This window comes from Rhodococcus sp. FW305-130, from assembly GCF_058788335.1.
The window spans coordinates 131875-143655 of the sequence record NZ_JBYTAP010000006.1 but is presented as its reverse complement, the minus strand read 5'-3'; the positions used below and the strand labels follow the sequence as shown (position 1 = coordinate 143655).

Here is an 11781-nt window from a genome sequence, read left to right as displayed (position 1 = left end):
GATTTACGCGCCCGCGGCCGTCAGAACAAAGTGAGAGCTGCTCCCGCACCCACCAGTTCCCGAGGCGCCTCACGCGGTTCACTGCCAGCCGCACTGACGTCTCGATGCTCCGAACGACCACCCAACCCATGACGCTCGATCAATGGCTCGACACGGCTTGCGAGCCAACGCTTGTATTCGGGAGTGACATACGCACCCCGCCCGTACAGCTCGCGGTAGCGACGGATGAGTGCCGGATGTTCCTGAGCAAGCCAATTCATGAACCAACCCCGAGTACTCCCCCGCAGGTGCATCGGGAAGACCGTCACACTCGTCGCACCGGCTTCGGACAGTGCCTCGAACAGACCGTCGAGGTGACTGGTGGAATCGGTGAGGAACGGAATGACCGGCGCCACCATGACATTGCACGAGAATCCCGCGTCGGTGATGGCCCGGATCATCTCGAGACGCGCCCGCGGTGACGGGGTACCAGGCTCGATCTGCTTCTGAAGTGCAGCGTCGTTGATCGCCAATGACACTCCGATTCCGACGTCGACCTGCGCCGCCGCCATTTTCAACAGCGGCAGGTCCCGTCGGAGCAGAGTTCCCTTCGTCAAGATCGAGAAGGGAGTTCCCGATTCGGTCAACGCGCGAATAATGCCGGGCATCAAGCGGTATCGGCCCTCGGCTCGCTGATAAGGATCAGTGTTGGTACCCAGTGCCACTGCCTCCCGTTTCCAGGACTTTCGCGCCAATTCCTTGCGGAGCACCGCGGCAATGTTCGTCTTCACGACCACTTGGGAATCGAAATCCGCGCCGGCGTCGAGGTCGAGGTACTCGTGACTCGGTCTCGCGAAGCAATATCGGCATGCGTGCGAGCAACCACGAAAAGCGTTGAGGGTGAAGCTGAACGGCAACGTCGACTCTTCGGGCATCTTGTTGAGCGCGCTCTTGCAGAGCACCTCGTGAAACGTGATTCCCTCGAACTCGGGAGTCTGCACGGAGCGAACCAACCCGGCCCGTTCGAGTCCGGGTAGCGCTCCGTCATCTGCATCCAATGCCTGACCCGACCACCTCATGGCCCCAAGTCGAACACTTGTTCTAAGGTATGTCAAGATGGAGCGAATACCCGACCGTGCCTCACCACGGCCGGGAAGTTGTTGGCAGAATTCGGTGCATGTCGAACAGAATCAATATTTCGTCCGGTTCCGAATGGGAACCCAAGATCGGTTACTCCCGTGCCGTGCGCATCGGTAACCAGATCGCAGTCTCTGGCACCACCGCTCCTGGTGAGACCCTCACAGATCAGACCCGCGCAGCGCTCGAAACTATCAAGGCAGCACTTGCCGAGGCCGGCGCCTCGCTCGACGACGTCATCCGCACTCGCATGTACCTGCGCGACATGACGCAGTGGGAGCAGGCCGCTCTCGCGCACGGTGAAGTGTTCGGCGAGATTCGTCCCGCCACGACCATCCTCGAGGTCAGCTCGCTGATCGACCCCGCTCTGCTCATCGAGATCGAGGCCGACGCGGTTCTCAGCTGATCGCCAATCCGGACATTTGTGAAATGGGCGCCTAGTCTGAGCCGATGAAACCGATGCGGCTGTATCCGTTGACGCTCGCGCTCGGCATCACCGCCGCTTTCCTCTCGCCCGGTTCTGCACTCGCAGATCCGGGCGAGAGTCTTTCGACGGCTTGCGGCAGCCAGTTGAGCAATGCCGAGGTGGGCCGGATTGCCGAACTCAGCGACGTCACGACGCTGAACGGTGCCGGACTGCCTCGGCTCGAGACCGCTGTCGAACGTCATCGTGAGATCACGTCGATCCTCGTCTCACACCACGATTGGCGAGGCTTGTTCTCCATCGGCCTCGACGCTGTCGAACACGAGGCGGTGATGCCTCTTCAGCGAGACCCTGCAGCCTTCGCCGATGACGAGTGGGCCCATTCCGTCAGCTTCGACTTGCTGCGCAGGTACCTGGTGAACGTCCATGCGGAGTTCACCGATACTCCCACCGATCCGGCGTGGACCAACTACTTCGCCCTGACACGTCAGTGCGACGCCAGTCCAGCACGGGTTGCCATGGCCGGCTACAACGCGCATCTCACCGTCGACCTCGCTCACGCCGTCGCCACGTCCGGAACCACTGCGGAGGATGTCACCGATTTCTACAAGATCGTCGATTCCATTGCCGTCAAGGGTGGTTCGATCGTGACCCTCACCAAGGCCGAGTACGACGCCGATCTGGGGCCGCTCTGGCGGTTCTACTTCGTCGGCGAAGGACTCGACCGATTGGCCGGAAACTCGCAGCCCTCGGAACTGCTGCTCCGCGCCGCCGACAGCGGATACAACACCATCACACTGGCCAACGGATTCGCCCTCCAGAATCCGCAGACACGTCCGGGCGCAGAACAGGAGATCGACGCACTCTGGCGTACTACGGATTCCGCTCTCGACGTACTCTCGCGACTCGGCGGTCTCTGACATCTCACCCTCCGCTGCCTGAAACGGACACACCTGCGACAATGACCCCATGACGGGGCACTCGGCGGGGCAAGGCATCCAGAGTCCCGCCATGCGCCGGGTGCGAGACCTGTTGCGCGGGCCCGCAATTGTCTGCGACGGCCAGGCAACCATCCGCGAGGCCGCGAAGTTGATGACCGATGCGGGCCGCCGTGCTGTTGTGATCCCGACGGAGACAAGCGGTTTCGGAATCTTCACCGAAGGTGACCTACGCGCTCGCGTGGTAGTCGGTGGTATCGACAGCAATCAGCCGGTATCAACAGTGATGACGCCGTCAGCAGTGACAGTCGATCCGGATCGATTGGGCGCCGACGCCGTGACCGACATGCTCGAGTACGGATTGCGCCATCTCCCGGTCGTGACCGAGGCAGGCGCACTGATGGGTGTGCTCGAACTCAGCGACCTCCTGACTTCGGCCACCAATCAGGGTTTCGAACTGCGCGCAGCGCTCGCCACAGCACAGGACGACGCCCACCTCGTCGAAACAGCCCGCGCGGTCCCTGTTCTGGTGACGGAATTGGTGGCCTCACGGGTCTCACCGCTCGACATCGGCGCGACGCTGGCCGTGCTGATCGACGTGACGGTCAGGCGAGCCATCGAATTGGTGGTGGGCGGAGACGAGCGACCGGATTTCGCGTGGCTGTCGCTCGGCAGCGTCGCCAGGCGTGAAGCGCTCCCCTCTTCGGATATCGACAGTGCGCTGGTGTGGGGCGGCGAATCACATCACGAGGGAGCCGACGCCGCGAAGACCATCCACGACATCCTCGATCTCTGCGGGTTCCCTCGCGACACCAAGAACGCCGTCGCGACCCAGGCCAGGTTTGCTCGGACGCTCCCACAATGGCGCACTGCGCTGCGGAAATGGGTATCCAATCCGTACCAGGACCAAGCCCTGGTCATGTTGTCGATGCTGGCGGATGCCCGCGTCGTCGCAGGCGATCCGGCGTTGGATCCTCGCCCTGCGGCGTTGGATCAACTGCGACTGCACCCGGCCGTCATGCGACTGCTCCTTCGCGAAGCGGTCGGCGACAAGGCAAAGCTCCATTCGTTCAAGGACGTGATGACGCGTCGGACCGGAACCGTCGACCTCAAAGCCAGCGCCGTCCAACCGATCGTGAACATCGCTCGATGGGCGGGGATTTCCGTGGGCGCCCGCACGAGTTCGACACTCGAACGCCTCAAGGCTGCGGCGGGAAGCGGTTTCCTACTCGACGACGACGCCCAGGTACTGATCGAATCTTTCGAGGTGTTGCAGCAGATTCGTGTCCGCCACCAGACCGATCAGTTCGCGGCAGGTCGGCCACCGACCGACGAAGTCGTGATCTCCGAACTCACTCCGCTCTCGCGGAGCTTGCTGAGCAATGCAGTGCGCGAGGTCGCAGGTGTGCAACGACGACTCGAATATGCCGCGTCCGCGTCGGCGCTACCCGACATCGACCCGTGAATCGCACTGCGCTCGAACAGGTTCTGGCGGCGGAGCGCCTCGAAGGCTGGGATCCGAGTAACGAGCAGATCGCGGAACTCGAGGCCGTCATGATCGGGATGCTTTCTCGGCGTGAGTATTTCGAGCAGGAGTTGGCGCGAGCCGTCGGCCTGTCGTCACCAATTCCCCCGCGGATCCGCTGGCGAAGATCAGCGCCGTACGTCTATCGCGGTACATCGGTGCTCGAGAACAATTTCGACGTGCGAGATCCCGCCGCACTGCAATCACTCGAGTTCGCGGCGACCGCGCTTCGTCTGGGTGAGGCGCATCTCGGCGGCGACCTCGTACCGCACACGCGAGACACAGCCGAACTTCTCCTACTTCACCAGCACGTTTTCCAAGATCTGTACCAGTGGGCCGGACACATCAGAACCGTCGACATCAGGAAAGGTGCGGCAACGTTTGCTCCGGTCTCGGCGATTCGGAACTACCTGTCCGAGGTGGAAGAGATCATCGCCGCCGTCGATTGGGTAGCGCTCGATCACGGCGCTGCGTCGTTCGCGCTCGCATCGGTGTACTCGACGCTCAATCATGCCCACCCGTTTCGGGAAGGAAACGGGCGAACCGGAACACTCTTCCTGCACCGACTCGCCGCCGACACCCGATATCAGCTCGACTTGTCGCGGGTGAGCAGAACCGAGTGGGTATCCGCGTCCAGGGATTCTGCGCCTTTCCGGCCCACCGGGACCCCGTCGCCTCGCCCGTTCATCGATCTGTTCAATCGCGCTCTGACTCGCTGACGCAAACATCTGCTGCCCGTTCCAGGCGGACTGAACACCGTTACTGCTGAGTGAGCACCGCTTCCGACACGCTGGAAGCGGTGCTCACTCGAAGAAAAGGGTGCTCACTCGACCATCAACCGGGCAGCGCGAACTCTCCTGCGTCGGACCAGCGCTGACGCTCGGCTCCGAATGCGACGGACTGCATCGCGCGGAACTCCTCGATCGAGCGCGAGTTCGACGCGAGGAACTCCTGATGCTCAGCCAGCGAGAAGCTGCCGTCCTCGATCTCGACTCCCCCGCCGCGGCCGGCCGCAGTGTCCGCGCGCAGATCCATCAGCTCTTCCGGCTCGACGGGGTACCAGGAGATCCGGTCGAAAAATCGCAGCAACCAGGGAGTGCCCTCCTCGAACGGGCCCGACTTCGCGGGGTGGCGGTGATTCCACACCTGCGTCGTACGCCCGACGAACTGGTACCCGCCCGGGCCTTCCATGCCGTAGATGCAGAGGTAAGCCCCACCGATCCCGACGGCGTTTTCGGGGGTCCAGGTGCGGGCGGGGTTGTACTTGGTCGTGACAAGGCGATGACGTGGGTCGAGCGGCGTCGCGACCGGAGCTCCGAGGTAGACGTCGCCGAGCCCGAGCACCATGTATTCTGCGCCGAAAACGGTGTCGAACACGTCGTTCACGGATTCGAGACCGTTCATCCGGCGGATGAACTCGATGTTCCACGGGCACCACGGCGCGTCTGCGCGCACTCCGTGCATGTACCGCTGGATCGCTTCGCGCGTAGCCGGGTCGTCCCACGACAGTGGCATCCGCACAGTGCGACTGGGCACAACGAGTTCGTTGGCCGCAGGCAAGGTGTCCTCCGCCTCGGCGAGCATTCCCATCAGTTTGCCGACGGGCAGCACGTCTGGGTCGACGCGGACCTGCAGGCTACGGATTCCCGGGGTGAGATCGAGTAGTCCGGCCGGCTTCTCGGCTTCGAGTCGCTGATGCAGTGCATGTGCACGCGCACGTAACGCCAGGTCGAGATTCATGTCGCCGTATTCGACCAACACATTGTCATCGCCTGAGCGCCGGTACGTGACCGCGGTGTCGCCGTCACGGCGGGCTATGACGCCGTCGTCGCCGTCACCACCGGAGGAATGCACAACCGAATTGGACGCTCGACGCGATACTCCGAGGTCACGGCGGGAGGCTGCCCGGTCGGCGCGGACCGGCACGAAGCGAATCTTGTTCCCGGGAGCCAACTGTCCAAGCTTCCAGCGATCAGCAGACACCACCGTGATCGGGCAGACGAAGCCGCCGAGGCTCGGTCCGTCGGGTCCGAGGAGGATGGGCGTGTCGCCGGTGAAGTCGAGTGCACCGATCGAATACGCGTTGTCGTGGATGTTCGAAGGGTGAAGTCCCGCTTCGCCGCCGGTGGTTCTGGCCCAGTCAGGTTTCGGACCGATCAACCGGACTCCGGTGCGGTCGGAGTTGAAGTGGACCTCGTACTCGGTCGCGTACAGCGTGTCGATGTCGGAGCGGGTGAAGAACTCCGGCGCCCCGTGCGGGCCCTCGGTCACCGCAAGTTCCCAGCACGTGTGTATCGCCGGAACATGCTCGGCAGGAACACCTCCCGCTGCCCCGGTCGCCTGTCCGAGTTTGAGAACGTCCCCCGCCCGCAAAGTCCTACCTTCGTGTCCACCGAACCTGCCCAGGGTGAAGGTCGACGCACTGCCGAGATAGTCGTCGGTCTCGATTCCGCCCTGTACGAGTACGTAGATGCGCAGTCCTGGGCCGCTGAGCGTCCCGACGTCGAGCACCGCTCCAGCGGGGACGAAAACAGGACGCCACTGACCGTGGGCGATGCCGTCGACGGTCACAGACACCGGAGCGCCCGTGACGCACACCGTGGTGTCCTCGTCGAACGTCATCGCAGGTCCGGCCATCGCGCATTCGATGCCGGGTGCGCCTTCGGGATTTCCGAGTGCGGTGTTTCCCAACCGAAACGACAGGTCGTCCATCGGGCCCGACGGTGGGACACCGATCTGCCAGTACCCGACGCGCCCTGGATAGTCCTGAACCGTCGTCAACATTCCGGGACGCACGATGGTCAGTTTTGCGTTCATTCGTCTGCCTCCGGCCGTGTGACGATCATGCGGACGGCCGTCGGATCGAAGCCGTTGCACGGGTTGTTGATCTGCGGGCAGTTGGACACGAGGACGAGCGCGTCGCGTTCGGCACGCAACGCGAGCCGCTTGCCTGGCGCAGACAGTCCGTCGACGATTCCGAGTGTGCCGTCGGGGTCGACCGGGACGTTCATGAAGAAGTTGATGTTGGACACCAGGTCCCGCTTGCCGAGCCCCCATTTTGCGCCCTCGACGAGGAAGTTCTCTACGCACGCGTGCTGATGCTTGGTGTGGTGGCCGTATCGCAGGGTGTTCGATTCCTGTGAGCACGCTCCGCCGACGGTGTCGTGGTTTCCGACCTCGTCCGCGACCAGGGTCATGAGTGGAGTTCCGTCGTCACTTCGGAGCACGGATCCTGTGGTCAGAAACAGATTCTGCTGCGCTGTGACCGTCGCTGCTGCCGAGTACCGAACGCTGTGATCGTCACCGGCAAAGACGAGTGTGTCGACGGCTTGATTTCCGTGCAGATCGACGATTGTCAGGACGTCGCCGGCGCGGACAACTGCGGACCACGGCCCGAACGCGTCAGCAATCTCGTCGAGGATCACCGTTCCGGGAACGAGGGCGGGGACATCCAAGGTGGTGGTCATGCGATCTCCTCCAGGTTCGAAGCCGTCCAGGCGTCTTCGGTATTGAGCACTGCGCGTTGGTATTCCGGCCCGAGATCGTCAAGGCTGCCGAGTTCGTCGGCCGCGTTCCACGCGAGCACTTCGAGGGACGTGGTGGGAAACTCCAGCGCCGGATCGAGTGGGTGCGCGGTGTTGGCGATCATCACGATGACCGGCAGGTGGATCAGAAGGTCGACCGTCGCGCCGGCGCCGGCGGAACCCGTACTGGTGAGAGCGCCGTCCGCCTCGACGCGGACACCATGGAAGAAGGACAACGGCGGCGCAATGTCCTGCGGCCCGAGTCCGTTCTTCGCGGCAGCGACGGTGAACAGTTCACGACCGGCGGGTGAGGCACTGTGCAGCGAACCCTGCCCGTACTTCGCCTCGTTGGTAGCGCGTGACGTCGTTCCGCAGAACGCGTCGTGGTGACCCGACGTGTCGGCGACCACCGTCGCGAGTACTCGCCCCTGATCGGAGAGCAACGGGTGCCCGACACCGAGATAGGCCTGCCATGGCACCTTGACGGTATCGGCGACGTTGAGACGCTCCCAGGGGGCGTCGGCGCGGTAGAGCAAGATGTTTGCACAGGCGCTGCCGACGATGTCGCGAAGTCGTAATCGGGTTCCACGGGCGAGAACCTTGGTCGTGTATCGCCCACCCGGCACTGTTTCAGCCCAGGTCAGACTCTCGGAAGCGACGTCCGCGGGCGGGTTCGGCCAGCGGGTGGCCGGCAACACCGGCATGGAATCTGTGATCGTTCCGGCCTGGGACCGGGCATGCTCGCGCGCTCCGGCGGTGGTCTGAGTACTCATGGTCAGGCTCCGATCGTGACGGGATTCGGGGTGGCGCGGCCACGTGGGAAGCAAGCGACTCCCAGCCCCACGACCAGCGCTACCGTGATGGGCGCGGCCCACTGCAGAATGGGGTACTCCCCGGTGGGGTTGAAGATCTCGGCTCGTGGCCAGGACAGGTTGATCACCATCAGCGCGCCGTACACAACCGCGGCGATGTTGACCGGAACTCCCCAGATGCCCAGGGAGAAAAGCTTTTTGCCTTCGGCGTCGAACTTGGGGCCGACTGCCGTGCGAGGCCATCCCTTGAGACGCTGAACCAGCAGCGGCACCGTCACCATGAGGTAGGCCAAGTAGATCAAGATGATGCATACGCTGGACAGGGTTGCGAAAATTGCCGAGTTGCCTACGTTGACGGCCAGGACGGCAATGCAGACCAGACCGATGAGGACGGACGGCGCGATAGGTGTTCCGGTGCGGGGGTTGACCTTTGCCAGTACCTGCGAGGCAGGAAGCCGCCCGTCGCGGGCCATGGAGAACATCAGCCGTGAAGCAGCAGTCTGAATGGCCAAGGTGCACACGAACACTGCGATCGAGACGTCGATCAACAAGACCGTGCCCCACGGCGAACTCAGAATAGAGGTCAGTACGTACGGCAAACCTTCCGTGGCCAGGCGTCCGTCGGTCAGTGAGGGCGCTGCCATCAACGCGCCGAGGATCATCAAGCCGCCGCCGAGCGCGGAAGCGGAGAGTGCAAGGCGGATCGTACGAGGTGCGACGCGTCGGGGGTTGCGGGTCTCCTCGGCCAGTTCGCCTGCCGAACCGAAGCCGACCATGACGTAGGCAGCCATCAGTCCGGACATGATCCACGCCCAGGCGTATCCGGGCTGACCGCCGGCACTGCCGGTGTCGAAGACGACGTCCGGTCCGCGCTGAGCGTGGGTGAAGAACATCCCGATCACCGCGATGACACCGACGATTTCGCAGGTCACGCCGATGTTGTTGATACGCGACATCCAATTGACGCCGATGCAGTTGATGAAGGTGGTCAGAACCAGAAGTACCGAACCGAGCAGTACGGCATTGGCAGCACCGCTCGAGGAGGTGAGTGCACTGTCCTCGCCGATGATCTGGAACCCGCTCCACACATTGGGGAGCACGACCTGCAAGGCGATCGCGGCGGCGGACGCGGTGACGATCTGAGCGAGAATCATGAACCAACCGGCGAACCAGCCGACGATTTCACCACCCATCCGCCGCGACCACTGGTAGATGGCGCCCGAAATCGGATATCTGGCAGCAAGTTCCGCGAAGTTGAGAGCAACCATGAACTGACCGATGAAGACGACGGGCCAGGTCCAGAAGAACGCCGGACCCGCGAAACCGAAACCGAGGCCGAACAATTGAAAGATCGTGGTCAGGATGGAAACGAAGGAGAAGCCCGCGGCGAACGACGCGAACTTTCCCAGCGATCGATGCAGCTGCTGCTCGTAGCCGAACTCCGCGAGGTCACCGTCGTCGTGAGGCGAAGAGGCGAGTGCGGATGCGGTGGTGGGCTGCGCAGCCGGGGTGGTTGCACTCAACGGCGTACTCCTTCGGCGAAGCGATTCAGAGGCGAATAACTGTCGATTGATAGTTTTCGCGAAATCCACTCGCCGCAGGTGACGCCCGCGTATACGATTCGCCTGATTCTGTAACAGGCTCGTTGAGTACGTTTCGAGCACGTGACCGAATGCTCACAGCGACGGCCACCCCGCATGTAAGGCCAGAGCCTGCCACTATGGAAGGCGTGACCAACGCCGGCCCCGGACGACCCCGCCTGACCGCTCGCCGACGCCCGGGTGGGACTGCCCGGGCGGAGATCTTGGATGCAGCCGCTGAACTGTTCACCACCCGAGGCTTCGCCGCGACGTCGACACGCCACATCGCCGAAGCAGTCGGAATGCGTCAGGCGTCGCTGTACAACCATTTCGCCACCAAGGACGACATCCTGGTTGCACTGCTCGCCGACACCGTGACTCCGGCGCTCGACTTCGCGGAGAATCTCAGGCCACGCGGCACCTCACCCGAGGTGAAGCTGTACGCGCTTTCGTACATCGACGCGGCCCAACTGATCACCGGACGGTGGAACCTCGGCGTCCTCTATCTCTTGCCGGAACTGAGAAGCGACAGGTTCATGTCGTTCCGAGCCGATCGCGATCGGCTTCGCGAGCAATACCGGGCCCTCGCCCAGGCAGTGCTCGACGCGATTGACGATCCAGCATCAACTCACCTGGCCGAGCTTCCGTTTCGCCTGGTAGAAAGCGTGATCAGCGCGCGAGCCGACGCAGTCGAAGGCACCCCGATCCCCAACGCCGCCGTCATCGCCGGGTCGGCACTGCACATTCTGGGGTGGCGCCAGGATCTTGATCCCATCCACACGGAAGCGGCAGAGCTCATTGCGAACGCAGAAAAGCCGAAATTGTCCGGGGCTGCATCAGCTCCGGACAATTTCGACGCAATGAGGACCTAAACGGCCACGAGACTAGACCGAGAGGGACTGTCCCGGGAAGATCAGGTTGATGTTCGGGACCTGGCTGGCGAGGTTCTCGAGCGAGATGCCGTGTGCAGCAGCGATCTTCGACAGGGTGTCGCCTGCCTTGACCACGTAGTTGCCGCTTCCGGTGCTTGCTGCCGGAGCCGACTCGACGGAAGCCTCAGCGGTGACGGGGGCTGCTGCGGCCTCGTAGTTGCCTGCGGTGGTGCCGGTGGTCAGGTACTGACCGCAGACGGGCCATGCGCCGACGCCCTGGCCTGCGAGAACGTTCTCGGCGACACGGATCTGCTCAGACTGGCTGGCGTTGGCAGCGTTGCCCGATCCACCGAACGCGTTCCAGGTGCTCTGCGTGAACTGCAGTCCGCCGTAGAAGCCGTTTCCGGTGTTGGCGGCCCAGTTACCGGAGGACTCGCAGTTTGCGACTCCGGACCAGTCGTGGCCGGCTGCCGAAGCGGTGCCGGTGCTCATGGCGAGCGGGATTGCGACGACTGCGCCTGCGGTTGCAACTGCGCCGAGGGCGCGCTTGAAGGTGATGCTGGTCATTGGGTAAATCCTCTCCGCTACCGCGGACGAGGTCGGCCCGGACGCTTTCACGTCTCGTCGATCGACTCGTCTGTTTCACTCCTGCCCCGCGAAGGTTTCGGGAGTACCGGACCCGCGGGGCAGAAGCACGCAGTTGCGGGTCGGTGTTTGCCCGGTAGTTTCGGGCTGTCAACGACCGTAGGCGATGGTCACGGATTGGTCACGGGGCAGTTTTCCGGCACTGCCGTACCAGATTCAGTCGAGATTCAAGAAATAACCACAGGTCAACTAGTTGATTCGAGCTTCAACCATACCGATCGTTATCCGTCCGTTATGTGGCAACCGTCACTGCCATTTTGTGACCCACCGCACCGAAACAGGCCGTGTCGGAACGCAAAACAGCCCCATTCAGATGTTAAGAGAGTCCTGGCAACGAGCAAAAAC

At 63.1% G+C, this 11781-nt stretch carries 11 protein-coding genes; 5 read left to right on the top strand and 6 right to left on the bottom strand.

The window, feature by feature from the left end:
* Positions 1 to 20: 20 nt before the first annotated feature.
* Positions 21 to 1058, bottom strand: coding sequence for an Rv2578c family radical SAM protein (locus tag AC3WQS_RS19875; protein WP_492712345.1), 1038 nt, complete (start codon positions 1056 to 1058; stop codon positions 21 to 23).
* 98 nt (positions 1059 to 1156) lie between these two features.
* Between AC3WQS_RS19875 and AC3WQS_RS19870 the strand changes: the two genes are divergently transcribed.
* Genes AC3WQS_RS19870 through AC3WQS_RS19855 form a run of 4 tightly spaced genes read left to right on the top strand, consistent with a single transcriptional unit; the run spans position 1157 to position 4722 of the window.
* On the top strand, positions 1157 to 1522 hold the full coding sequence (locus tag AC3WQS_RS19870) for a RidA family protein (protein WP_019748335.1): 366 nt from the start codon (positions 1157 to 1159) through the stop codon (positions 1520 to 1522).
* 53 nt (positions 1523 to 1575) lie between these two features.
* On the top strand, positions 1576 to 2460 hold the full coding sequence (locus tag AC3WQS_RS19865; protein ID WP_492712387.1) for a DUF5995 family protein: 885 nt from the start codon (positions 1576 to 1578) through the stop codon (positions 2458 to 2460).
* Between the two features lie 49 nt (positions 2461 to 2509).
* Positions 2510 to 3943: a putative nucleotidyltransferase substrate binding domain-containing protein gene (locus tag AC3WQS_RS19860; RefSeq protein WP_223257836.1), complete on the top strand. Its 1434-nt coding sequence runs from the start codon at positions 2510 to 2512 to the stop codon at positions 3941 to 3943.
* Positions 3940 to 4722 carry a Fic/DOC family protein gene (locus tag AC3WQS_RS19855; protein ID WP_021344194.1) on the top strand — a complete coding sequence of 261 codons (783 nt, stop codon included), beginning with the start codon at positions 3940 to 3942 and terminating at the stop codon, positions 4720 to 4722. Before AC3WQS_RS19860 ends, AC3WQS_RS19855 begins: the two co-directional genes overlap by 4 nt.
* Positions 4723 to 4837: 115 nt before the next feature.
* On the opposite strand, the gene AC3WQS_RS19850 is transcribed toward AC3WQS_RS19855, so the two are convergent.
* From AC3WQS_RS19850 to AC3WQS_RS19835, 4 genes are read right to left on the bottom strand one after another with little or no spacing between them, the layout of a single operon-like run.
* Positions 4838 to 6820 (bottom strand): 5-oxoprolinase/urea amidolyase family protein, encoded by a 1983-nt coding sequence (locus AC3WQS_RS19850; protein WP_060938527.1) that lies wholly within the window; start codon positions 6818 to 6820, stop codon positions 4838 to 4840.
* Positions 6817 to 7470, bottom strand: a complete 654-nt coding sequence (locus AC3WQS_RS19845) for an urea amidolyase associated protein UAAP2 (RefSeq protein WP_021332947.1) — start codon at positions 7468 to 7470, stop codon at positions 6817 to 6819. The genes AC3WQS_RS19850 and AC3WQS_RS19845 overlap by 4 nt, the downstream gene beginning before the upstream one ends.
* Entirely contained in the window at positions 7467 to 8300 is an 834-nt protein-coding gene (locus AC3WQS_RS19840; protein WP_279218262.1) for an urea amidolyase associated protein UAAP1, read from the bottom strand. The genes AC3WQS_RS19845 and AC3WQS_RS19840 overlap by 4 nt, the downstream gene beginning before the upstream one ends.
* A 2-nt stretch (positions 8301 to 8302) precedes the next feature.
* Positions 8303 to 9862 (bottom strand): amino acid permease, encoded by a 1560-nt coding sequence (locus AC3WQS_RS19835; protein WP_042951823.1) that lies wholly within the window; start codon positions 9860 to 9862, stop codon positions 8303 to 8305.
* 197 nt (positions 9863 to 10059) lie between these two features.
* Between AC3WQS_RS19835 and AC3WQS_RS19830 the strand changes: the two genes are divergently transcribed.
* Positions 10060 to 10791: a TetR/AcrR family transcriptional regulator gene (locus AC3WQS_RS19830; protein WP_492712343.1), complete on the top strand. Its 732-nt coding sequence runs from the start codon at positions 10060 to 10062 to the stop codon at positions 10789 to 10791.
* 12 nt (positions 10792 to 10803) lie between these two features.
* Here AC3WQS_RS19830 and AC3WQS_RS19825 read toward each other — a convergent pair whose 3' ends face one another.
* Positions 10804 to 11358: a LysM peptidoglycan-binding domain-containing protein gene (locus tag AC3WQS_RS19825; protein WP_019748325.1), complete on the bottom strand. Its 555-nt coding sequence runs from the start codon at positions 11356 to 11358 to the stop codon at positions 10804 to 10806.
* Positions 11359 to 11781 lie beyond the last annotated feature (423 nt).

What these genes read in the sequence shown, in the direction of transcription:
- AC3WQS_RS19875 (WP_492712345.1), bottom strand. Translation starts at nt 1,058, where the DNA reads ATGAGGTGGTCGGGTCAGGCATTGGATGCAGATGACGGAGCGCTACCC.
- AC3WQS_RS19870 (WP_019748335.1), top strand. Translation starts at nt 1,157, where the DNA reads ATGTCGAACAGAATCAATATTTCGTCCGGTTCCGAATGGGAACCCAAG.
- AC3WQS_RS19865 (WP_492712387.1), top strand. Translation starts at nt 1,576, where the DNA reads ATGCGGCTGTATCCGTTGACGCTCGCGCTCGGCATCACCGCCGCTTTC.
- AC3WQS_RS19860 (WP_223257836.1), top strand. Translation starts at nt 2,510, where the DNA reads ATGACGGGGCACTCGGCGGGGCAAGGCATCCAGAGTCCCGCCATGCGC.
- AC3WQS_RS19850 (WP_060938527.1), bottom strand. Translation starts at nt 6,820, where the DNA reads ATGAACGCAAAACTGACCATCGTGCGTCCCGGAATGTTGACGACGGTT.
- AC3WQS_RS19845 (WP_021332947.1), bottom strand. Translation starts at nt 7,470, where the DNA reads ATGACCACCACCTTGGATGTCCCCGCCCTCGTTCCCGGAACGGTGATC.
- AC3WQS_RS19840 (WP_279218262.1), bottom strand. Translation starts at nt 8,300, where the DNA reads ATGAGTACTCAGACCACCGCCGGAGCGCGCGAGCATGCCCGGTCCCAG.
- AC3WQS_RS19830 (WP_492712343.1), top strand. Translation starts at nt 10,060, where the DNA reads ATGGAAGGCGTGACCAACGCCGGCCCCGGACGACCCCGCCTGACCGCT.
- AC3WQS_RS19825 (WP_019748325.1), bottom strand. Translation starts at nt 11,358, where the DNA reads ATGACCAGCATCACCTTCAAGCGCGCCCTCGGCGCAGTTGCAACCGCA.